Source organism: Enterobacter sp. RHBSTW-00975 (assembly GCF_013615235.1).
Taxonomy (GTDB): domain Bacteria; phylum Pseudomonadota; class Gammaproteobacteria; order Enterobacterales; family Enterobacteriaceae; genus Enterobacter; species Enterobacter ludwigii.
In genome coordinates this window covers 1,330,048-1,351,667 of the sequence record NZ_CP055883.1, presented here as the reverse complement: position 1 = coordinate 1,351,667, position 21,620 = coordinate 1,330,048, and the positions used below count along the sequence as shown (strand labels likewise).

Below are 21,620 nucleotides of genomic sequence, written 5' to 3'. Positions count from 1 at the left end.
ATACTCGTAAACCTAAAACTTTTCAAAATGGTTTACAAGTCGATTATGACCCAGGACGATCTCGCCTTCGACAAGCAGCATATCTGGCACCCTTACACTTCCACTACCCGCCCCCTACCCGTTTACCCGGTCGCCTCGGCTCACGGGTGCGAACTGACCCTGAGCAGCGGTGAGTCGCTTGTGGACGGCATGTCATCCTGGTGGGCGGCTATTCACGGGTATAACCACCCGCGCCTGAATGCGGCGATGAAAGCGCAGATTGACCAGATGTCGCACGTGATGTTTGGCGGTATCACCCATCAGCCTGCGGTTGACCTGTGCCGGCGTCTGGTCGCGATGACCCCGGCCCCGCTGGAGTGCGTTTTCCTTGCAGATTCCGGTTCTGTTGCCGTGGAAGTGGCGATGAAAATGGCGCTGCAGTACTGGCACGCCAGAGGTGAGACCCGCCAGCGGTTCCTCACCTTCCGCAACGGCTATCACGGCGACACGTTCGGCGCGATGTCGGTGTGCGATCCGGATAACTCCATGCACAGCCTGTGGAAGGGCTATCTGCCAGAGAACCTCTTTGCCCCGGCACCGCAAAGCCGTTTTGACGGGGAGTGGGATGAAATGGACATGGTCGGTTTTGCGCGGCTGATGGCTGCCCACCGCCATGAGATTGCCGCCGTTATTCTTGAGCCGGTTGTGCAGGGTGCAGGCGGGATGCGGATGTACCACCCGGCATGGCTGACGCGCATTCGTAAGATGTGCGATCGCGAGGGCATTCTGCTGATTGCCGATGAGATCGCCACCGGCTTTGGCCGCACCGGCAAGCTGTTCGCCTGCGAGCATGCGGGGATCGCACCGGATATTCTGTGTCTGGGTAAAGCGCTGACCGGCGGCACCATGACGTTGTCCGCCACGCTGACAACGCGCCACATTGCCGACACCATCAGCGACGGCGACGCGGGCTGCTTTATGCACGGCCCGACGTTTATGGGCAACCCACTGGCCTGCGCGGTGGCGAGCGAAAGCCTGGCCATTCTCGAGAGCGGCGAGTGGCAAACGCAGGTCGCGACGATTGAAGCGCAGCTTCGCCAGGAGCTGAGCGCAGCGTCCGCGGCTGAATTCGTGGCGGATGTGCGCGTGCTGGGTGCCATCGGCGTGATTGAGACCACCCATCCGGTTAACATGGCGGCGCTGCAGCGTTTCTTCGTGGAACGGGGGGTGTGGGTGCGTCCTTTCGGCAAGCTTATCTATCTGATGCCACCTTATGTTATCTCGCCGGCTCAGCTACGTCAGTTAACGGCTGCGGTAGTTGACGCTGTTAACATTCCCGCACATTTTGCGATTTAACCCTGAGCGTTAACGTCGGTACTCTGTTTATGCATTACACTTTTTGCATAATCGGGTACCGAGGTAAATCGTATGAAAATCATCAGTAAAGATCTGCGCGACGGGGAAAAACTGCCTGAACGCCACGTTTTTAACGGCATGGGTTATCAGGGGGATAATATCTCTCCGCATCTGGCGTGGGACGATGTTCCGGCGGGAACCAAAAGCTTTGTTGTCACCTGCTATGACCCGGATGCCCCTACAGGCTCAGGGTGGTGGCACTGGATAGTGGCGAACCTGCCTGCGGATACGCGCGTTCTGCCGCAAGGTTCCGGCTCTGACCTGGTGGCGCTGCCTGAAGGCGCTATCCAGACCCGAACCGATTTTGGCAAAGCGGGTTACGGTGGCGCCGCGCCGCCAAAAGGGGAAACGCACCGCTATATCTTCACGGTTCACGCGCTGGATGTGGACAAGATTGAGGTGGATGAGGGCGCGAGTGGCGCAATGGTCGGCTTTAACGTCCATTTTCATTCGCTGGGTAGCGCATCGATCACGGCAATGTATTCGTAAAAAAACCGGTGGCCTGAACGTGTCCGGGCCACCGGGCAAATCTTAGAGCACCGAAGGCAGTAAGCCCACCAGGCTTCCCTTCTCCAGCAGCGCGATCGCTTTATCAATATCCGGCGCAAAGAAACGGTCATCATCGTAATGCGCGACCTGTTCACGCAGCAGATGACGCGCCTGTTCCAGCAGCGGGCTGGATGTCAGACCTTCACGCAGATCAACGCCCTGACATGCGGCCAGCCATTCCACCGCCAGCACGCCGCGGGTGTTGGCGGCCATCTCCCACAGACGACGTCCGGCGGCCGGGGCCATAGAAACATGATCCTCCTGGTTCGCTGACGTTGGCAGACTGTCCACGCTGTGCGGATGCGACAGGGCCTTGTTCTCGCTCGCCAGCGCCGCGGCCGTCACCTGGGCAATCATAAATCCGGAGTTGACCCCACCGTTGCGGACCAGGAACGGCGGCAGCTGGGACATATGTTTATCCATCATCAGCGCGATGCGACGTTCGGATAAGGCCCCCACTTCCGCAATCGCCAGCGCGATATTATCCGCCACCATCGCCACAGGCTCGGCGTGGAAATTCCCCCCGGAGACCACTTCGTTTTCCTGAGCGAACACCAGCGGGTTATCAGACACCGCATTCGCCTCCACCAGCAGCACTTCTGCCGCGTGGCGCAACTGCGTCAGACAGGCTCCCATCACCTGGGGCTGACAGCGAAGCGAATACGGATCCTGTACCTTGTCACAGTTATGGTGAGAGTCTGCAATTTCGCTGGTCTCGGTCAGCAGGTGACGGTACATCGCCGCGGCGTCAATCTGCCCGCGCTGGCCGCGCACCTCGTGGATACGGGCGTCAAACGGACGACGTGAGCCAAGCACCGCCTCGGTGGTCAGCGCACCGCACACGACCGCGGAGGCGAAAAGATCTTCGGCTTCAAACAGACCACGCAACGCAAACGCCGTCGAGGCCTGGGTCCCGTTAAGCAGCGCCAGCCCCTCTTTCGCCGCCAGCGTTATCGGGGTTAATCCGGCTTTTTTCAGCGCCTCTTTCGCGGGGAGCCACTCGCCCTTCCAGCGAGCCTGACCTTCACCGAGCAGCAGCAGCGACATATGGGCCAGCGGCGCAAGATCGCCGGATGCACCGACGGAACCTTTTGCCGGGATCCACGGATAGACTTCCGCATTCACCAGCGCCATCAGCGCCTCGATCACGCTGAGGCGAATTCCGGAGAACCCACGTGCCAGACTGTTGATTTTGAGCACCATCATCAGGCGGACAATGTCATCATCCAGCGGTTGACCGACACCCGCCGCATGCGAAAGCACCAGCGAGCGCTGTAAATTTTCCAGATCGTGCGTGGCGATACGCGTCTGCGCCAGCAGACCAAATCCGGTGTTGATGCCGTAGGCGGTACGTCCTTCGGCAATAATGGCTTCAACGCAGGCAACGCTGTCGTTAATCGCGGCGTGGGCGCTTTCATCAAGTGAGAGCGTAACCGGTTGACGCCAGACGTTACGCAGCTGTTTGAGCGTCAGTGAGCCGGGAGTGAGGGTTAAGGCGTTCATTAATGCTTTCCTTGTGTGGCAGGGATCATCGGCAGGTTCAGGCCCTGCTCTTTGGCACATTCAATCGCAATATCGTAACCGGCATCCGCGTGGCGCATTACGCCGGTTGCTGGGTCGTTATGCAGCACGCGAGCGATACGCGCTGCCGCTTCATCCGTACCATCACACACGATGACCATTCCCGAGTGCTGGGAGAAGCCCATTCCTACGCCACCACCGTGATGCAGCGACACCCAGGTCGCCCCGCTGGCGGTATTCAGTAAGGCATTCAGCAGTGGCCAGTCGGAAACGGCATCGGAGCCGTCGCGCATGGCTTCGGTTTCACGGTTCGGGCTGGCAACAGAGCCCGAGTCGAGATGGTCGCGTCCGATAACAATCGGCGCGGAGACTTCACCGCTGCGCACCATTTCGTTAAAGGCCAGACCCAGTTTTTGTCGCCACTCCAGCCCGACCCAGCAGATCCGCGCCGGCAAGCCCTGGAAGTTAATGCGCTCGCGAGCCATATCCAGCCAGTGATGCAGATGTTCGTCGTCGGCGACGATCTCCTTCACTTTGGCGTCGGTTTTGTAGATATCTTCCGGGTCGCCGGACAGGGCCACCCAGCGGAACGGACCAATACCGCGACAGAACAGCGGACGAATATAGGCAGGCACAAACCCCGGGAAGTCGAAGGCGTTACTCACGCCCATCTCTTTCGCCATCTGGCGAATATTGTTGCCGTAATCAAATGTCGGAATGCCCATCTGGCTAAAGGCCAGCATGGCGTTCACGTGCTCCGCCATGGAACGTTTAGCGGCGAGCACCGTGCCTTCCGGGTCACTTTCGGCGTTTTGCTGGTACGCTTCCCACGTCCAGCCCGATGGCAGGTAGCCGTGAAGGGGGTCGTGCGCGCTGGTCTGGTCGGTGACGAGATCAGGGCGAACGCCACGGGCCACCAGTTCAGGGAGAATGTCAGCCGCGTTGCCGCAGAGCGCAATCGACATCGCTTTGCCTTCTGACGTGTATTTTTTGATGCGTGCCAGCGCGTCATCCAGGTTTTCAGCCTGTTCATCGACGTAACGGGTACGCAGACGGAAATCAATGCGGCTCTGCTGACATTCGATGTTCAGGGAGCAGGCTCCGGCAAGGGTCGCGGCCAGCGGCTGTGCGCCCCCCATTCCCCCCAGACCGGCGGTCAGTACCCAGCGACCTTTTAGCGAACCGTTATAGTGCTGACGACCGGCTTCCACGAAGGTTTCGTAGGTGCCCTGCACAATCCCCTGACTGCCGATGTAGATCCAGCTACCCGCTGTCATCTGGCCATACATCGCCAGCCCTTTGGCGTCCAGCTCGTTAAAGTGTTCCCAGGTCGCCCAGTGCGGGACAAGGTTAGAGTTGGCGATCAGCACGCGCGGTGCATTCTTGTGGGTTTTGAACACGCCGACCGGTTTGCCGGATTGCACCAGCAGGGTTTCGTCATGTTCCAGATGAGTCAGGGATTCAACAATCGCGTCATAGCACTCCCAGTTGCGCGCGGCGCGGCCTATGCCGCCATACACCACCAGCTCGTGGGGGTTCTCCGCGACCTCAGGATCGAGGTTATTCATCAACATGCGCAGCGGGGCTTCGGTGAGCCAGCTTTTGGCGGTAAGTGTGGTGCCGCGCGCGGCGCGGACATCCTGCTGGCGGTATTTACCTGACGACATTGTGTGCTCCTCATACGGGACAGATGATGTATTCAGATATACTTGTATAGACAAGCACACACAAGGTCGGATTTAACAAAAAAGATACAATTTTGTTATATTGCGTTAGCTATCACGCTTTTAAAACGTATGACCCTTACGACATGAAATGGCCCTGCAACCGGTATCGATTTCCCGGGAACAGCAGTCTGGCATGCGACACAATATGCGACGAAGACCAGGTACGGCGACGAATGAGCAGGCAAGGATCGTGCTCTTTGATCCGCAACAGTTCGCACTCCTGCGGCGTAGCGCGAACCGCTTCCACGATGTGCTCCCCTTCCGTCAGCGGCGCGATGAGCGAAAGATAGGCATGCGGCGTGGTCTGGGTGTAATCCTGATCCAGGTACTCGGGCACCCGACCGGCGTTCACGCAGCGATCTTCAATCTGCACCGGGATGTCGTTTTCATAATGCACCATCACGGAATGAAAGATGCGGCTTCCCTCTTTGACATTCAGCTCCACGGCCTGCTCGGCGCTGGCCTGTGTCTCTTCGAGCACCAGCACTTCACAGTGGTGCTGATGGTTTCGCGAGGCTATCTCATCGGCAATACTTCTGATCTCAAACAGTGCCGATTGCCCTTTCGGCTCCGCGACGAAGGTCCCGACCCCCTGCAGACGCACCAGAAGGCCCTCATCGGTCAGCTCGCGCAGCGCCCGGTTGATGGTCATTCGGCTAAAACCAAACTGTGCGACCAGTTCGGCCTCGGACGGAATGCGATCGTGCGGCCGCCAGACGCCGGTTGCGATCTTTTCGCTGATGGCCAGCTTCACCTTTTCGTAGAAAGGCGCGGGAGGGCTGGACTGCGACAGCGGTGAGCGTGAAAACATTCTGACTCCTTAAACGTTGTTATGCCCACCAGTGAGCAATTTGCCAGGCCAGACGGGCGGCAAGCTTTGCCCCCTGTCCGTCCCGATCGTACTGCGGGTTAAATTCTACCAGATCGGCAGCCTGCAGTTTTCCACTGCGGCAGATATGTTCAATCACCGACAGAAGATCCAGCGCGGGTACCCCTAACGCCGCGGGCGCTGAGACGGCTGGCATTTCGCCAGCAGGCAAAACATCGAGGTCAATGGTGAGGTAAACGCGGTCGGCCTGGGCCAGAACCTTGTCCAGAGCCGATAACGCATCTCGCCTGAAATGAAGGTCTTCCACCAGCGTGACGTTTAGTCGCTCAGCTTCATCCCACAGCGCCTGCGTGTTCGCCGCCCGGCTGACGCCCAGGCAGGCATACTGAAAATCGCGCGCCTGTTCCACACAGTAGTGTGCCAGCTGACGAAAAGGCGTGCCGGAGGTCGCGTGGTCCGCCTTGCGCAGGTCAAGGTGTGCATCCAGGTTTATCACCACCACGCGCGCGTTCGGGAAAGCATCCAGAACCCCGCGGCCATGCGCCCAGGCGGTCTCGTGTCCCCCGCCAAAAACCAGCGTACGCATGCCGGACTGCTGGCAGGCCTGCACGGCATCGCTTAACGCCCGCTGAGCCGCTTCCAGGTTATCGCCCTCGACATATACCGACCCCATATCCACCAGCCGGTCATGTCCATGATGACTTGCCATGTTCGCCAGCGCTTTGCGAAGCACCTCCGGGGCCTGTACGGCGCCGGGCCTGCCCTGATTGCGTTTTACCCCTTCATCACATTCAAACCCTATCAAAGCGATGCCGGATGACTGAGGGGTAAATACCGGCATCTGTCGTAGGGTCTGAAAAATACGTTTTGCATTGCTGGCCTCGGCGCTGTCGTCGCGCCCCTGCCAGACGGTCTCGGCAACCGGCCGCCAGAGTCTCATACGCTCTCCCCACGGAAAATACGTTGATACAACGGATTGCGTCCCGGCTCGTAGACCATTTCGACCGGGTGATGTGCATCCCAGACGACAAAGTCAGCCACGAATCCAGCCTGCAGCTGCCCGTGCGTGGCCCCGCGTCCCAGCGCCTGGGCAGCATGTCGCGTCACGCCAGCCCAGGCCTCTTCAGGCGTCAGGCCAAACTGCACGCAGGCCATATTCATCGCGAGATGAATACTCGCGAACGGGCTGGTGCCGGGGTTATAGTCGGTGGCGACAGCCATGGGAACGCCCTCTTTTCTGAGTTTTTCAACCGGCGGACGCTGGTGCTCCTGAAGAAAATAGAACGCCCCCGGCAGTAATACCGCAACCGTGCCGTTGTGCGCCATCGCCTGAACACCGTCATCGTCGAGATATTCAATATGATCGGCGGAAAGCCCCTTAAAGCGGCTGACCAGCGCCGCGCCGCCAAGATTTGAAAGCTGTTCCACGTGTCCTTTGACCGGAATCCCCAGGGCAGTGGCAGCGCGGAAAAGCCGCTCGGTTTGCGCTGGCGTGAAGCCGACATTTTCGCAAAACACATCCACGGCTTCGAATAAGCCTTTTTGCCACAGCGTGGGCATCATCTGCTCGCACACCCTGGTGAGATACGCGTCCGCGTCGTGGCGGTATTCCGCCGGAACCGCATGCGCAGCCAGAAGCGTTGGGCTGATCTCTACCGGATTGTTCTGGCCCAGCTGGCGGGCGACCTGCAGCATCTTCTCTTCCGCTTCGGCGTTGAGACCATATCCCGACTTGATTTCAACCGTGGTCACCCCTTCATCGATCAGCCGCTGCAGACGCTGTTGCGCCAGCCTGAGCAGGGTCTCGGGCGAACTGCTCCGCGTCGCCGTCACGGTCGCGTTAATCCCGCCGCCCTGCGCGCTGATGGTTTGATAAGAGACGCCGTTCAGACGCTGCTCCCACTCTGCCGCACGATCGCCACCGAACACCAGGTGGGTATGGCAGTCAATCAGCCCGGGGGTGACCAGACGACCGTGCAGATCGACACAGTGACGGTGGCCGGAAGGGATGTCAGATTCGGGAATGACGGCCAGAATCGTCTGGCCGCGCACCACCAGGGCGTGCTGCGCTTTCAGGCCATAAGGCGTGCTGTCGTCCGGGATCATTGTCGCCAGTCGCGCATTGCGCCATATTACATCGTCGGGATGAAGCTGCTGCATGGGCATTCCACTTGTCATGGGTTGTATAGACATTTATTTTCATCTGCCCCCTGCTGTCAACCGCTCTGGCGGAAAATGTTATTTATTTGTGATGACTTTCCCGCCTCCCGCGGGTAAAAAATGCATCTTTTACCCTTTTTATCTTCCCGTTTCGCTCAACTTAGTATAAAAAAGCAGGCTATTTCGTCTATCCCGTTAAGACTTGCATACCCAGGAGCTTTACCTTGAACATTTCCAGGATTTCCCGTCTGGCGTTAGCGCTCGCCTTTGGCGTGACATTATCCGCATGCAGTTCTACCCCACCGGACCAGCAGCCTTCTGAGCAGGTTGCACCGGGTACCGCCTCTCGCCCGATTTTGTCCGCTGATGAAGCGAAGAACTTTGACCGTGCACACTACTTCTCGGCGATGGACCCTAACGCTGCGCCGTGGACACCGTCTTCTATTAACCTGCCGAAACAACCTGACTTCGTTGTCGGTCCGGCAGGTACGCAGGGCGTGACGCACACGACGATTCAGGCTGCGGTTGACGCGGCTATCACCAAACACAGCGCCTCTCGCCAGTACATCGCGATCCTGCCTGGGGAATATGAAGGCACCGTTTACGTTCCGGCAGCACCGGGCAGCATCACCCTTTACGGGACGGGCGAGAAAGCGGTCGACGTGAAAATTGGTCTGGCGATTGATTCTGAAATCGACAGCAACACCTGGCGTCGCCTGGTCAACCCGGCGGGTAAATACATGCCAGGCAAACCGGCGTGGTACATGTTTGACAACTGCCAGAGCAAGCGTGCAGCTACCATCGGCGTGATGTGTTCGGCGGTCGTCTGGTCTCAGAATAATGGCCTGCAGCTGCAGAATCTGACCATTCAGAATACCCTGGGCGATAGCGTGGATGCCGGTAACCACCAGGCCGTTGCACTGCGTAGCGATGGCGATAAAGTGCAGATCAACAACGTGAATATTCTCGGCCGTCAGAACACCTTCTTCGTGACGAACAGCGGTGTTCAGAACACGCTGCAGAATAACCGTCTGACCCGTACGCTGGTCACTAACAGCTACGTTGAAGGTGACGTGGATCTGGTCTCCGGTCGCGGCGCGGTGGTGTTTGAGAACACCGATTTCCGCGTGGTGAATTCACGCACTCAGCAGGAAGGTTATGTGTTTGCCCCGGCCACGCAATCCAACCTGTTCTACGGCTTCCTGGCCGTTAACAGCCGCTTTAACGCGTCCGGTGACGGCGTCGCGCAGCTGGGCCGCTCGCTGGATGTGGACTCTGCCACCAACGGTCAGGTTGTTATTCGTGACAGCGTGATCAACGAAGGTTTCAACATGGCTAAGCCATGGGCCGATGCCGCTATCTCCAAACGTCCTTTCTCCGGCAATACCGGTAGCGTGGATGATAAAGGTAACGTGCAGCGCAACCTGAATGACGCTAACTTCAACCGCATGTGGGAATACAACAACCGCGGTCTGGGTAGCAAAGTAGTTGCTGAGCCTAAGCAATAAAAGAATGCGTTGATGTCTTTTGCTGTACTCGCCCGGCGCCCACCGGGCATAAAAAAACCTCGCATTTGCGAGGTTTTTTGTTTTAAGCCTTTTAGTGTGCGTTTACCACCACCCACATTGGCCCCTGGCCGACGGCGTAACGCCCTTTCTCTTCCAGCAGCCCCTGCGCACCTTTGATTTCGTACAGCGCGATGTGGTGGGATTTTTGCCCCGCCGCAATCAGGTATTTACCGCTGTGATCGATATTAAACCCGCGTGGCTGGGTTTCGGTAGGCTGGAAACCTTCAATCGCCAGCACGCTACCGTCTTCAGAAACGCTGAATACCGTAATCAGGCTGGAGGTACGGTCGCAGGCATACAGATGACGCCCATCCGGTGTGATGTGAATATCAGCCGCCCAGCGGGTGTCAGAGAAGTCAGACGGCATCATATCCAGCGTCTGCACGCACTCAATCTTGCCGTTAGGATCTTTCAGTTCCCATACGTCCACAGAACTGTTCAGCTCGTTCACCACATAGGCGTACTGCTGGTTCGGGTGGAACACCAGATGGCGCGGGCCCGCGCCCTCAACGGTGGTCACTTCTGCAGGATTCTGCGCCACCAGGTGACCGTCATCGCTCAGGGTAAACAGGCAGATACGATCCTGTTTCAGCGCAGGGACCCACAGCGTACGGTTATCCGGAGAAATATTCGCCGAGTGGCAACCTTCCAGCCCTTCAACCACATCCACGGTTTCAACCGGTAGGCCCGCTTCCAGGCGCGTTACGCTGACACAGCCCGCATTGTAAGAGCCGCTGAAGATGAAGTTGCCTTTGCGATCGGTGGAGATATGCGTTGGGCTGCCCGGTAAAGGTGCTTCCGCAGTGTAAGTCAGCGCGCCGTCGTCCGGCGAGATGCGGTAGGCCAGCACGCGAAACTCCGGGCGCACACCCACGTACAAGAAACGTTTATCCGGGCTGATAACCATCGGCTGCACCTGACCTGGCACATCAACAACCTGAACCAGCGTGAGGGTACCCTCGGTATTTAAACGCCAGACGTGGATCTGCTGGCTTTCAGGACTGGCGGTATAAACGGTTTGTTTCATGAATATTCACTCCTCACTGCGCATGAAAGTAGTTAACTTTTGACGGTGAATGCTGAATTGTCATCGGGAATTTTGAAGCCTTTGCCTCTCGGTGTACCATCCCTTCAGAACGTAAATTCAATATTAACCCGGAAAAACAAATGACCTCGCGTGTAATAGCTCTGGATTTAGACGGTACCTTACTTACTCCGCAGAAAACCCTTCTCCCCTCTTCCCTTGAAGCACTCAAACGCGCGCAGGAAGTGGGATATCAACTCCTTATCGTAACGGGTCGACATCACGTTGCCATTCATCCTTTTTATCAGGCACTGGCGTTAGATACACCTGCAATTTGTTGTAATGGCACTTATTTGTATGATTATCAGGCAAAAAAGGTTTTAGAATCCGATCCGCTGCCCGTGCCTCAGGCGCTGCAATTGATTGATCTGCTTGATGAGCATGCCATTCACGGCCTGATGTATGTGGATAACGCAATGGTGTATGAACGTCCGACAGGCCACGTGATCCGCACCAGCAACTGGGCATTGTCTCTGCCTGAAGCGCAGCGTCCGGTCTTTACCCAAGTTTCCTCCCTGCGACAGGCGGCTCAGGATGTCGATGCTATCTGGAAATTTGCGCTGACGGATGAAGATACCACCAAACTGAATGCCTTCGCGACGCACGTTGAACAAACGCTGGGTCTGGAGTGCGAGTGGTCCTGGCACGACCAGGTCGATATCGCCCGCAAAGGCAACAGCAAAGGCAAACGTCTGACACAGTTCGTGGAGTCTCAGGGCGGGTCAATGCAGGATGTGATTGCCTTTGGCGATAACTACAACGACATCAGCATGCTGGAGGCCGCCGGTACAGGCGTGGCAATGGGCAACGCCGACGATGCGGTAAAAGCGCGTGCTAACGTCGTGATTGGTGATAACACCACCGACAGCATCGCGCAGTATATTTATACCCACCTGCTGTAATCAGGTGGTGATGGAGACGCTCTTGATTTGCGCGTAAAGCCACAGGCCAGGCTTGATCCCTAACTCATCTCTGGCCCACGGACTGATGCGCGCCCAGAGCGTCTTGCTGCCCACCTCGAGTTTTACCTCAACCTGTCCGTTATCATCAAAACACTCCGCTACTTTCGCGCGCAGGATATTGCGAATACTGGTCTGCAGCGGCGCTTGCAGCACCAGAGAGACATCTGAAGCCTGAATACGTATACGCAACGCAGACTGCAGCGGTTTGTCGATTTTGTTGACCCACAAATGCTGGTCGCCCAGCGCCAGTGCGGTCATCGCATAATGCGGGTGATGTTCCAGCACGCTCACCTTAAGGATGCTGCTCTGCTGCTCCTTCGGTAACCACGGGTGCATCACGCTGCTGCCCCACACCTCTTCCAGATGACCGAATGCCTTAACGCTGCCCTCTTCCAGTACCAGCACTTTATCGGCCAGATGCAGGATCTCATCCAGCGAATGGCTGACGTAGAGCATCGGGATATTGATTTCACGCGCCAGTCGCTGAAGATAGGGCAGCAGTTCACGTTTTCGCGGAATATCCAGCGAGGCCAGCGGTTCGTCGAGCAACAGCAGTTCTGGCGCGGTGAGCAACGCGCGGCCTATCGCCACGCGCTGTTTTTCGCCACCAGAAAGCGATGAAGGGAGCCGGTCCAGCAGTGACTCAATGCCCAGCAGCGCCACCAGCTTATCAAATTGCGCGGCCATGCTTTTGGCCATGCCGTAGCGAAGATTACCGCGCACGCTGTAATGCGGAAATAATCGCGCATCCTGAAAAACATAACCAATTCGCCGCTTATCCGGTGCCAGGTAAATTTTGTTCTCAACATCGTTTAAGACGCGATCGTTGAGCACAATCCGTCCGGACTGCGGCCGCGTCAGTCCGCTGATGGCATTGATCAATGAGGTTTTCCCTGCACCTGATACGCCAAAGATAGCGGTAATGCCGCTCGCAGGCAGCGTTTCGTTAAGGGTCAGGGTATGATTTCCCAGCGTCTGGGTGAACTGAAGTTCGAGCATGACTATTTCCCCATCCGCTCGCGACTGAGTCGCGCCAGCCATTCCGAAACCAGCAGCGAGACCAGCGCCAGCACAATTGAGATAATGCACAGCCGCGCCGCGGCACCTTCTCCACCCGGCGTCTGAATCAGGGTGTACATTGCTGACGGGATCGTTCGCGTCTCACCGGGGATATTCGACACAAAGGTAATCGTGGCACCAAACTCACCCAGCGAGCGGGCGAACGCCAGTACCGTGCCGACAATAATGCCCGGCAGCGTAAGCGGGAGCGTGATGGTGAAAAAGACGCGCCAGCGCCCGGCACCCAGCGTACGGGCAGCCTGTTCCAGTTTGATATCAACCCCTTCCAGCGCCAGGCGAATGGCCCTCACCATCAGCGGGAATGACATCACCGCCGCCGCCAGTACCGCCCCTCGCCAGCTAAACGCAAACGTCAGCCCAAACCAGTCATATAACCATTCGCCAATAAAACCGCGCCGCCCCATCGACACCAGCAGCAGGTAGCCAACCACCACCGGTGGCAACACGAGGGGAAGATGAAGAACGCTATCCAGCAGGGCTTTGCCGGGAAACTTACAGCGAACCAGTAACCAGGCAAAGAAGATCCCAAAGGGCAAACTCAGCGCAACCGCCAGGGAAGAGACTTTCAGGCTCAGCAGGACAGCCTGCCATTCGGGATCGGTCAATATCATTAGTGAGTCGTAAATCCGTAACGTTTAAAGATTGCGGACGCTTCGGGTCCCTTCAGGTATTCGCTGAAGGCCGTCACGGTCGCATTTTTATGTCCATCAACAATCGCAACAGGATATTCCACTTTCTTGTGGGAGTCTTCCGGGAACGTACCAACCACTTTCACCCCTTTACTGGCGACGGCGTCCGACCCGTAGACTATCCCCAGCGGCGCTTCATTACGTTCAACCAGCGCCAGAGCACCGCGCACATCTTCAGCCGGAGCCAGTGTGGGCGATAACGTCTCCCAGGCACCCAGTTTTTGCAATGCTTCTTTGGCGTAGATCCCCGCTGGTACATGCTCCGGATCGCCAACGGCCAGGCGTCCTCCGTTCAGCAACCGGGTCCAGGGGGTCTCGTTGTTGATAGTGATTTCGCCTTGCTGACTGGCTTTCGGCGCCACCACGACAAGGCTATTCCCCAGCAATGTTTCGCGGGTAGTCGCATCAATCGATTTCTTTTCAGCCGCGTAATCCATCCACTTCTGGTCTGCAGAGATGAACAGATCGGCCGGTGCTCCCGCTTCAATCTGACGTGCCAGCGTCGATGAAGAAGCAAAAGAGGAGACCACCTCGACGTTCTTCTCTTTTTTATACGCTGTCGCAATATCCTGCATCGCGTTGGTCAACGACGCCGCCGCAAAGACGGTAATTTTACCCTCGTCAGCCAGCGCGTGTCCGCTCAGCGAAAGTGTCAGCGTTGCCCCTGCGAAAAGGCGTACCCATGTACGTGCCATTTGTAGCTCCTGTGAGTATCGTTATATACACACTAATATAACGATAACTCCGGGGAGATCCCAGCGTTAAATCGTACCGCTCAAGGGGTACAGCAAGCTGATGCTTTAAATAATATCGGCGAGAAAGGGAAATACTTGAGAGCAAAACGCCCGGGCAAGCCGGGCGTTTCGGGGGGAAATTAATGCTGCTTTTTAGCCTGGTCTCTGTGACCAATGTTCGAAAATACGTTGAACACTTCACCCAGGCCGTAGATGGCACCGAGGATAACGGCCATCACTACTGGTACCATGATCACGGCGAATACCAGACTTTTCAACAATTCCAACATGGTTTTCTCCAGATATTGTGAATGGCTTATTCTACCCTGAAAAGTGAGAAAAACATCCCCTTTTGTGCGGTGCCCTTTGCGACCTTCGCCATTTGGGTCACAATGCACTTTTTGCTAGGACAGTGTTATGCAGGCCGAAATTCTCCTCACTCTACGACTACAGCAGAAGCTTTTCGCCGATCCGCGACGTATCGCCCTGCTTAAACAAATAGAACAAACCGGTTCAATAAGCCAGGGGGCTAAGAACGCTGGCATTAGCTATAAAAGCGCCTGGGATGCCATCAACGACATGAACACCCTGAGCGAGCAAACGCTGGTTGACCGGGCCACGGGCGGCAAAGGCGGTGGAGGTGCGATCCTGACACGTTACGGCCAGCGCCTGGTTCAGCTGTATGATCTGCTGGCGCAGATCCAGCAAAAAGCATTTGATGTGTTAAGTGACGACGATAATCTCCCGCTGGACAGCCTGCTGGCTGCCATTTCCCGCTTTTCGCTGCAAACCAGCGCCCGTAACCAGTGGTTTGGTACGGTGATGGCGGGCGATAACGCCCAGGTGCAGCGTCATATTGAGATCCTGCTTGCCGATGGAACAACCCGTCTGAAAGCCGCGATTACCGCACAAAGCGCAGATCGACTGGCGCTGAATGAAGGTAAAGAGGTGCTGGTGTTACTGAAAGCGCCGTGGGTGAATATCACTGCCGATGCCGAAAAAGCAAAAGCCGCTGATAACCAGCTACGCGGTGCCATCCGCCACGTTGAACGCGGTGAAGAGCAGTGTGAAGTACTGATGACCCTGCCGGACGGGCAAGAACTCTGCGCAACCCTTCCCCTCAGCGATGCCGCAGAATTAGAAGAAGGTGCTGTGGTGACCGCATATTTCAACGCCGACCGGGTGATTATCGCCACATTGTGCTGAGCACATTGACAAGCGTGTCGACAGTGAGTATCCCTGACATCTGTTGCTGCAAAAAATGGGATAAGTCATGTCATCATTGCATATTTCGCAAGGCACGTTTCGTCTTAGTGACACCCGAACGCTGACGATTTCTGATTTAACAATACGCGCCGGTGAAAGCTGGGCGTTTGTCGGTACAAACGGAAGCGGGAAATCAGCGCTGGCCCGTGCGCTGAGCGGAGAGCTCGCGCACCTTAAAGGGGAATACCAGTGTAACTTTACGCGCCTGACGCGCCTGTCATTCGAGCAACTACAAAAGCTGGTGAGCGATGAATGGCAGCGCAATAACACCGATTTACTCAGCCCGGGCGAAGAAGATACGGGCCGCACGACGGCAGACATTATTCAGGATGAGGTCAACAATCCTGCCCGTTGTGCGTATCTGGCAGAACAGTTTGGCATCACCTCCCTGCTGAACCGGCGCTTTAAATACCTCTCGACCGGTGAGACCCGGAAAACGCTGCTGTGTCAGGCGCTGATGAGCGAGCCGGAACTGTTGATTCTGGATGAACCGTTCGACGGTCTCGACGTGCAGTCCCGCGCACAGCTGGCCACCCTGCTCGGCTCGCTTAACCAGCAGGGCTATACGCTGGTACTGGTGCTTAACCGTTTTGATGAAATTCCTGAGTTTATTCAGAACGCCGGCGTGCTCGCTGACTGCAACCTGACTGAAACCGGCGAAAAATCGGCGTTACTTAAGCAGGCGTTAATTGCCCAGCTGGCGCACAGTGAAAACCTGGACGGCATCACGCTGCCGGAACCGGACGCACCTTCTGCCCGCCACGCGTTAGATCCCCACCAGCCGCGCATCGTGCTGCGTGATGGCGTGGTAGCGTATGACGATCGGCCGATCCTTAATCATCTCAGCTGGACGGTCAACCCGGGTGAACACTGGCAAATTGTCGGCCCCAACGGCGCGGGAAAATCAACGCTGCTGAGCCTGATCACCGGCGATCACCCTCAGGGCTACAGTAACGATCTCACCCTGTTTGGCCGCCGCCGCGGAAGCGGTGAAACGATCTGGGATATCAAAAAGCATATCGGCTATGTCAGCAGCAGCCTGCATCTGGATTACCGGGTCAGCACCACGGTGCGCAATGTGATCCTGTCCGGGTATTTTGATTCCATCGGCATTTATCAGGCGGTCTCGGACAAACAGCATAAGCTGGCCCAGCAGTGGCTGGATATTCTGGGGATGGATAACCGGGTCGCTGACGCGCCGTTTCATAGCCTTTCGTGGGGACAGCAGCGTCTGGCGCTGATCGTTCGCGCGCTGGTGAAACACCCGACCCTTCTGATCCTCGACGAACCGCTACAGGGGCTGGACCCATTAAACCGCCAGCTGATCCGCCGTTTTGTGGATGTCCTGATTAGCGAAGGCGAAACGCAGCTGCTGTTCGTTTCCCATCATGCCGAAGATGCCCCGTCCTGCATTACGCACCGCCTCGAGTTTGTGCCCGACGGTGAACGCTATCAGTACCTGCTGAGCAAAATCGATTAACCCGGAGGGCTCTGCCCCTCCGTTTTTTCGGATAACCTGCACAAAGACTTCCCTATCCCTTTGATCTACAATGTCGCATTGCCGCCAAAAAACGGATTTTAAAAGCAGTGTAAACGATTCCACTATTTTATCCCATGTCACACTTTTCGCGTCTCTGTTATGCTATGGTTATTACATACCATAAGCCCAATGGAGCGAAATATGCGAGTTCTGGTAACAGGTGGTAGCGGTTACATTGGTAGTCATACCTGCGTGCAGCTGCTGCAAAACGGTCATGATGTCATCATCCTCGACAACCTGTGCAATAGTAAGCGCAGCGTGCTGCCTGTGATTGAACGTCTTGGCGGTAAACAACCAACCTTCGTGGAAGGCGACATCCGCAATGAAGCGTTGATGACCGAGATCCTTCACGACCATGCCATTGAGACGGTGATCCATTTCGCCGGCCTGAAAGCGGTGGGTGAATCCGTCGCGAAACCGCTGGAGTATTACGACAACAACGTCAACGGTACCCTGCGTTTGATCTCCGCCATGCGCGCAGCGAACGTCAAAAACTTTATCTTCAGCTCTTCCGCAACCGTCTACGGCGATCAGCCAAAAATCCCTTACGTTGAAAGCTTCCCGACCGGTACGCCGCAAAGCCCGTATGGCAAAAGCAAACTGATGGTGGAGCAGATCCTCACCGATCTGCAAAAAGCACAGCCTGAATGGAGCATCGCCTTGCTGCGCTACTTCAACCCGGTTGGCGCCCATCCGTCAGGCGATATGGGTGAAGATCCACAGGGCATCCCGAATAACCTGATGCCGTACATCGCCCAGGTGGCCGTTGGCCGCCGTGAGTCACTGGCTATTTTCGGTAATGATTATCCAACCGAAGACGGTACCGGTGTGCGTGATTATATCCACGTCATGGATCTGGCCGACGGCCACGTGGCGGCAATGCAGCAGCTGGCCGATAAGCCAGGCGTGCATATTTACAATCTCGGCGCCGGGATCGGCAGCAGCGTGCTGGACGTCGTGAATGCCTTCAGTAAGGCCTGCGGTAAGCCTGTGAACTATCACTTCGCACCGCGCCGTGAAGGCGACCTCCCGGCTTACTGGGCCGATGCCTCCAAAGCCGATAAAGAGCTTAACTGGCGTGTCACCCGCACGCTTGATGAAATGGCACAGGATACCTGGCACTGGCAGTCTCGCCATCCACAAGGTTATCCGGACTAAGGATCCGTCATGACTTCGTTCAATCCCGTCGATCATCCGCATCGTCGTTTTAACCCGCTAAGCGGGCAATGGATTTTGGTTTCTCCGCATCGCGCCAAGCGTCCCTGGCAGGGGGCGCAAGAGACGCCTGCAAAACAGACGCTTCCCCAGCACGACCCGGACTGCTTCCTGTGTCCGGGCAACACGCGTGTGACGGGCGATAAAAACCCGGACTACAAAGGCACCTTCGTTTTCACCAACGATTTTGCCGCCCTGATGACCGACACGCCCGACGCGCCGGATAGCCAGGACCCGCTGATGCGCTGTGAAAGCGCACGCGGCACCAGCCGTGTTATCTGTTTCTCGCCCGACCACAGCAAAACGCTGCCGGAGCTGAGTGTTGACGCGCTGAAAGAGGTCGTCAGCACCTGGCAGACGCAAACTGCTGAACTGGGTCAGACCTACCCGTGGGTACAAGTGTTCGAAAACAAAGGCGCGGCAATGGGCTGCTCTAACCCGCACCCGCACGGTCAGATCTGGGCCAACAGTTTCCTGCCAAACGAAGCCGAGCGTGAAGACCGTCTGCAAAAAGCCTATTTCGCGGAAAACGGATCGCCGATGCTGGTGGATTACACCCGTCGTGAACTGGCTGATGGCAGCCGAACGGTGGTGGAAACCGAGCATTGGCTGGCCGTCGTACCTTACTGGGCAGCATGGCCATTTGAGACGCTGCTTCTGCCAAAAGCACAGGTTATGCGCATCACCGATCTGAGCGACGCACAGCGCGATGACCTCGCCCTGGCACTGAAGAAACTGACCAGCCGTTATGACAACCTGTTCCAGTGCTCCTTCCCCTACTCAATGGGCTGGCATGGCGCTCCGTTTAACGGTGAAGAGAATCAACACTGGCAGTTGCATGCCCATTTCTATCCGCCGCTGCTGCGCTCTGCGACGGTACGTAAATTCATGGTGGGCTATGAAATGCTGGCAGAAACCCAGCGTGACCTGACGGCAGAACAGGCTGCAGAACGCCTGCGGGCTGTGAGTGACGTCCATTATCGCGAATCAGGAGTCTAAAAAATGAGTCTGAAAGATAAAACACAATCCCTGTTTGCTGAAAAATTTGGCTACCCTGCCACCCATGTCATTCAGGCGCCTGGCCGCGTGAACCTGATTGGTGAACATACCGACTATAACGATGGTTTCGTTCTGCCGTGCGCCATTGATTACCAGACGGTCATTAGCTGCGCTAAGCGCGATGATCGCAAAGTCCGCGTTATTGCAGCGGATTACAACAATGAGACGGATGAGTTTTCCCTCGATGCACCCATCGTTACCCACGACAGCCAGCAATGGTCTAACTACGTGCGCGGCGTGGTAAAACACCTGCAGAAACGTAATAAAAACGTGGGCGGCGCTGATCTGGTCATCAGCGGAAACGTGCCTCAGGGCGCCGGGTTAAGCTCGTCCGCGTCGCTGGAAGTCGCCGTGGGTACCGTCTTCCAGCAGCTTTATCATCTGCCACTGGACGGGGCACAAATCGCCCTGAATGGTCAGGAAGCGGAAAACCAGTTTGTGGGCTGTAACTGCGGCATCATGGACCAGCTGATCTCTGCGCTGGGTAAAAAAGAGCATGCCTTGCTTATCGACTGCCGCTCTCTGGGCACCAAAGCCGTTCCCTTGCCAAAAGGCGCAGCTGTGGTAATTATTAACAGCAACTTTAAACGCACGCTGGTGGGCAGCGAGTACAACACCCGCCGCGAGCAGTGTGAAACCGGCGCACGCTTCTTCCAGCAACCTGCGCTGCGTGACGTTTCGCTCAACGAGTTCAATAAAGTGGCGCACGAACTGGATCCGGTAGTGGCGAAACGCGTTCGTCATGTGCTGACGGAAAATGCCCGTACCGTTGAAGCGGCGTCCGCGCTGGCGAAAGGTGACCTGAAACGTATGGGTGAACTGATGGCAGAATCTCACGCCTCCATGCGCGATGATTTTGAAATCACCGTTCCGCAAATCGATACCCTGGTGGACATCGTCAAAGCCACGATTGGCGATAAAGGCGGCGTGCGCATGACCGGCGGCGGCTTCGGAGGCTGCATTGTTGCCCTGATGCCGGAAGAGCTCGTCCCTGCCGTCCAGCAGGCGGTGGAAAAACAGTACGAAGCGAAAACAGGTATTAAAGAAACTTTCTACGTGTGTAAAGCATCACAAGGAGCAGGACAGTGCTAAACGAAACGCCAACCCTTGCCCCGGATGGCCTGCCGTATCGCCTGTTAACCCTGCGCAACAGCGCAGGAATGGTGGTTACGTTAATGGACTGGGGTGCCACTTTGCTATCCGCTCGCGTACCAATGCCTGATGGCAGCGTACGTGAAACCCTGCTTGGCTGCGCGTCGCCTGAGCAGTATGTCAATCAGTCCGCCTATCTTGGCGCGTCTGTCGGCCGTTATGCTAACCGCATCGCGAAAAGCGCTTTCGAACTTGATGGCGAGCGTTACTCGTTGCTTTCCAGTCAGGGCGAAAACCAGTTACACGGTGGACCTGAAGGGTTCGATAAGCGCCGCTGGAAAATCGTTCAGCAAAACGACCGCGAAGTGCTGTTCTCACTGGACTCGCGTGACGGTGACCAGGGATTCCCCGGTAACCTCACCGCGTTCGCGCATTTCACGCTAGCTGACGATAACCGTATCGCCATTGAATATCGCGCGAAAGTTGATAAGCCGTGCCCGGTCAATCTGACCAACCACGCTTATTTCAATCTGGACGGCAACCAGTGCGACGTGCGTAATCACACGCTCCAGATCCTGGCCGATGCCTATCTGCCGGTGGATGAAATGGGGATCCCGTATCAGGGACTCAAGGCCGTCAGCGGTACCAGCTTTGATTTCCGCAGCGGAAAAACCATCGCACAGGATTTCCTGAGCGATGACGATCAGCGCAAGGTGAAAGGCTATGACCACGCGTTCCTGCTGCAGGCGAAAGGCGATGTGACTCAGCCTGCCGCACAGGTCTGGTCTGCGGATGAAAAACTGCAGATGACGGTCTACACCACGGCCCCTGCCCTGCAATTCTATTCAGGCAACTACCTTGGCGGTACGACGGCACGCGAACATGAAGAGTACAGCGACTGGCAAGGTCTGGCGCTGGAAAGCGAGTTCCTGCCGGACAGCCCGAACCATCCAGAATGGCCACAGCCGGACTGTGTGCTGCGCCCGGGTGAAGAGTACGTTAGCGTGACAGAATATCATTTCATCCCGCATTCATAATTCCCAGCCCTCCTTGCGGAGGGCTTTTTCTCTCCGTCTTGCTGAAAATAGCGCCGATCGCAGACAAAATCATAACCCTGGATTCACAAGCATCTTACACTCAGAGACTATTT

At 56.6% G+C, this 21,620-nt stretch carries 20 protein-coding genes; 10 read left to right on the top strand and 10 right to left on the bottom strand.

Annotation, left to right across the window (positions count from 1 at the left end; translation table 11 throughout):
- Positions 1 to 27: 27 nt before the first annotated feature.
- A complete protein-coding gene (bioA, locus tag HV340_RS06520; RefSeq protein ID WP_063925245.1) occupies positions 28 to 1,335 on the top strand; it encodes an adenosylmethionine--8-amino-7-oxononanoate transaminase in 1,308 nt (435 codons plus the stop codon).
- A gap of 72 nt (positions 1,336 to 1,407) precedes the next feature.
- Entirely contained in the window at positions 1,408 to 1,884 is a 477-nt protein-coding gene (locus HV340_RS06515) for a kinase inhibitor (protein WP_014169213.1), read from the top strand.
- Positions 1,885 to 1,926: 42 nt separating this feature from the next.
- Here the strand turns inward: HV340_RS06515 and hutH are convergent, their stop codons facing one another.
- From hutH to hutI, 5 genes are all read right to left on the bottom strand, one after another.
- Positions 1,927 to 3,447 carry a histidine ammonia-lyase gene (hutH, locus tag HV340_RS06510; RefSeq protein WP_020884939.1) on the bottom strand — a complete coding sequence of 507 codons (1,521 nt, stop codon included), beginning with the start codon at positions 3,445 to 3,447 and terminating at the stop codon, positions 1,927 to 1,929.
- Complete coding sequence (gene hutU, locus HV340_RS06505; protein ID WP_063925246.1) at positions 3,447 to 5,132, bottom strand: urocanate hydratase; 1,686 nt, start codon at positions 5,130 to 5,132, stop codon at positions 3,447 to 3,449. The genes hutH and hutU overlap by 1 nt, the downstream gene beginning before the upstream one ends.
- Before the next feature lie 136 nt (positions 5,133 to 5,268).
- Positions 5,269 to 6,003, bottom strand: a complete 735-nt coding sequence (locus tag HV340_RS06500; protein WP_063925247.1) for a histidine utilization repressor — start codon at positions 6,001 to 6,003, stop codon at positions 5,269 to 5,271.
- 19 nt (positions 6,004 to 6,022) lie between these two features.
- Positions 6,023 to 6,961, bottom strand: a complete 939-nt coding sequence (hutG, locus tag HV340_RS06495; protein ID WP_063925248.1) for a formimidoylglutamase — start codon at positions 6,959 to 6,961, stop codon at positions 6,023 to 6,025.
- Positions 6,958 to 8,181 carry an imidazolonepropionase gene (gene hutI, locus HV340_RS06490; RefSeq protein ID WP_181216380.1) on the bottom strand — a complete coding sequence of 408 codons (1,224 nt, stop codon included), beginning with the start codon at positions 8,179 to 8,181 and terminating at the stop codon, positions 6,958 to 6,960. Before hutI ends, hutG begins: the two co-directional genes overlap by 4 nt.
- A 224-nt stretch (positions 8,182 to 8,405) precedes the next feature.
- Between hutI and HV340_RS06485 the strand changes: the two genes are divergently transcribed.
- A complete protein-coding gene (locus tag HV340_RS06485; RefSeq protein WP_014169207.1) occupies positions 8,406 to 9,689 on the top strand; it encodes a putative acyl-CoA thioester hydrolase in 1,284 nt (427 codons plus the stop codon).
- A gap of 91 nt (positions 9,690 to 9,780) precedes the next feature.
- Here HV340_RS06485 and pgl read toward each other — a convergent pair whose 3' ends face one another.
- Positions 9,781 to 10,776, bottom strand: coding sequence for a 6-phosphogluconolactonase (pgl, locus tag HV340_RS06480; RefSeq protein ID WP_049021857.1), 996 nt, complete (start codon positions 10,774 to 10,776; stop codon positions 9,781 to 9,783).
- A gap of 140 nt (positions 10,777 to 10,916) precedes the next feature.
- Here pgl and HV340_RS06475 point away from each other — a divergent pair, with 140 nt between their 5' ends.
- On the top strand, positions 10,917 to 11,735 hold the full coding sequence (locus HV340_RS06475) for a pyridoxal phosphatase (RefSeq protein ID WP_025204641.1): 819 nt from the start codon (positions 10,917 to 10,919) through the stop codon (positions 11,733 to 11,735).
- Here the strand turns inward: HV340_RS06475 and modC are convergent, their stop codons facing one another.
- The 4 genes from modC to HV340_RS06455 form a co-directional block, all read right to left on the bottom strand.
- Positions 11,736 to 12,794 carry a molybdenum ABC transporter ATP-binding protein ModC gene (gene modC, locus HV340_RS06470; protein ID WP_040016958.1) on the bottom strand — a complete coding sequence of 353 codons (1,059 nt, stop codon included), beginning with the start codon at positions 12,792 to 12,794 and terminating at the stop codon, positions 11,736 to 11,738.
- Between the two features lie 2 nt (positions 12,795 to 12,796).
- A complete protein-coding gene (gene modB / locus HV340_RS06465; RefSeq protein ID WP_014169203.1) occupies positions 12,797 to 13,486 on the bottom strand; it encodes a molybdate ABC transporter permease subunit in 690 nt (229 codons plus the stop codon).
- Entirely contained in the window at positions 13,486 to 14,259 is a 774-nt protein-coding gene (modA, locus tag HV340_RS06460) for a molybdate ABC transporter substrate-binding protein (RefSeq protein ID WP_063925289.1), read from the bottom strand. Before modA ends, modB begins: the two co-directional genes overlap by 1 nt.
- A gap of 179 nt (positions 14,260 to 14,438) precedes the next feature.
- Positions 14,439 to 14,588: an AcrZ family multidrug efflux pump-associated protein gene (locus HV340_RS06455; RefSeq protein WP_020884948.1), complete on the bottom strand. Its 150-nt coding sequence runs from the start codon at positions 14,586 to 14,588 to the stop codon at positions 14,439 to 14,441.
- 127 nt (positions 14,589 to 14,715) lie between these two features.
- On the opposite strand from HV340_RS06455, the gene modE reads away from it, so the two are divergent.
- From modE to galM, 6 genes are all read left to right on the top strand, one after another.
- On the top strand, positions 14,716 to 15,504 hold the full coding sequence (gene modE / locus HV340_RS06450) for a molybdenum-dependent transcriptional regulator (RefSeq protein ID WP_025204643.1): 789 nt from the start codon (positions 14,716 to 14,718) through the stop codon (positions 15,502 to 15,504).
- A gap of 67 nt (positions 15,505 to 15,571) precedes the next feature.
- On the top strand, positions 15,572 to 17,044 hold the full coding sequence (modF, locus tag HV340_RS06445) for a molybdate ABC transporter ATP-binding protein ModF (protein ID WP_032677710.1): 1,473 nt from the start codon (positions 15,572 to 15,574) through the stop codon (positions 17,042 to 17,044).
- A gap of 201 nt (positions 17,045 to 17,245) precedes the next feature.
- Entirely contained in the window at positions 17,246 to 18,262 is a 1,017-nt protein-coding gene (gene galE, locus HV340_RS06440; RefSeq protein WP_020884951.1) for a UDP-glucose 4-epimerase GalE, read from the top strand.
- A gap of 9 nt (positions 18,263 to 18,271) precedes the next feature.
- Entirely contained in the window at positions 18,272 to 19,318 is a 1,047-nt protein-coding gene (gene galT, locus HV340_RS06435; RefSeq protein WP_020884952.1) for a galactose-1-phosphate uridylyltransferase, read from the top strand.
- Positions 19,319 to 19,321: 3 nt separating this feature from the next.
- The gene (galK, locus tag HV340_RS06430; RefSeq protein ID WP_025204645.1) at positions 19,322 to 20,470 is read left to right on the top strand and encodes a galactokinase; all 1,149 of its coding nucleotides are present in this window, start codon (positions 19,322 to 19,324) and stop codon (positions 20,468 to 20,470) included.
- The gene (gene galM / locus HV340_RS06425) at positions 20,464 to 21,507 is read left to right on the top strand and encodes a galactose-1-epimerase (protein WP_032677707.1); all 1,044 of its coding nucleotides are present in this window, start codon (positions 20,464 to 20,466) and stop codon (positions 21,505 to 21,507) included. The genes galK and galM overlap by 7 nt, the downstream gene beginning before the upstream one ends.
- Positions 21,508 to 21,620: the final 113 nt, after the last annotated feature.

Excerpts from the sequence above, each read along its gene's own strand:
- bioA (WP_063925245.1), top strand. The coding sequence starts at position 28 with ATGGTTTACAAGTCGATTATGACCCAGGACGATCTCGCCTTCGACAAG.
- HV340_RS06515 (WP_014169213.1), top strand. The coding sequence starts at position 1,408 with ATGAAAATCATCAGTAAAGATCTGCGCGACGGGGAAAAACTGCCTGAA.
- hutH (WP_020884939.1), bottom strand. The coding sequence starts at position 3,447 with ATGAACGCCTTAACCCTCACTCCCGGCTCACTGACGCTCAAACAGCTG.
- hutU (WP_063925246.1), bottom strand. The coding sequence starts at position 5,132 with ATGTCGTCAGGTAAATACCGCCAGCAGGATGTCCGCGCCGCGCGCGGC.
- HV340_RS06500 (WP_063925247.1), bottom strand. The coding sequence starts at position 6,003 with ATGTTTTCACGCTCACCGCTGTCGCAGTCCAGCCCTCCCGCGCCTTTC.
- hutG (WP_063925248.1), bottom strand. The coding sequence starts at position 6,961 with ATGAGACTCTGGCGGCCGGTTGCCGAGACCGTCTGGCAGGGGCGCGAC.
- hutI (WP_181216380.1), bottom strand. The coding sequence starts at position 8,181 with ATGCAGCAGCTTCATCCCGACGATGTAATATGGCGCAATGCGCGACTG.
- pgl (WP_049021857.1), bottom strand. The coding sequence starts at position 10,776 with ATGAAACAAACCGTTTATACCGCCAGTCCTGAAAGCCAGCAGATCCAC.
- HV340_RS06475 (WP_025204641.1), top strand. The coding sequence starts at position 10,917 with ATGACCTCGCGTGTAATAGCTCTGGATTTAGACGGTACCTTACTTACT.
- modC (WP_040016958.1), bottom strand. The coding sequence starts at position 12,794 with ATGCTCGAACTTCAGTTCACCCAGACGCTGGGAAATCATACCCTGACC.
- modB (WP_014169203.1), bottom strand. The coding sequence starts at position 13,486 with ATGATATTGACCGATCCCGAATGGCAGGCTGTCCTGCTGAGCCTGAAA.
- modA (WP_063925289.1), bottom strand. The coding sequence starts at position 14,259 with ATGGCACGTACATGGGTACGCCTTTTCGCAGGGGCAACGCTGACACTT.
- HV340_RS06455 (WP_020884948.1), bottom strand. The coding sequence starts at position 14,588 with ATGTTGGAATTGTTGAAAAGTCTGGTATTCGCCGTGATCATGGTACCA.
- modE (WP_025204643.1), top strand. The coding sequence starts at position 14,716 with ATGCAGGCCGAAATTCTCCTCACTCTACGACTACAGCAGAAGCTTTTC.
- modF (WP_032677710.1), top strand. The coding sequence starts at position 15,572 with ATGTCATCATTGCATATTTCGCAAGGCACGTTTCGTCTTAGTGACACC.
- galE (WP_020884951.1), top strand. The coding sequence starts at position 17,246 with ATGCGAGTTCTGGTAACAGGTGGTAGCGGTTACATTGGTAGTCATACC.
- galT (WP_020884952.1), top strand. The coding sequence starts at position 18,272 with ATGACTTCGTTCAATCCCGTCGATCATCCGCATCGTCGTTTTAACCCG.
- galK (WP_025204645.1), top strand. The coding sequence starts at position 19,322 with ATGAGTCTGAAAGATAAAACACAATCCCTGTTTGCTGAAAAATTTGGC.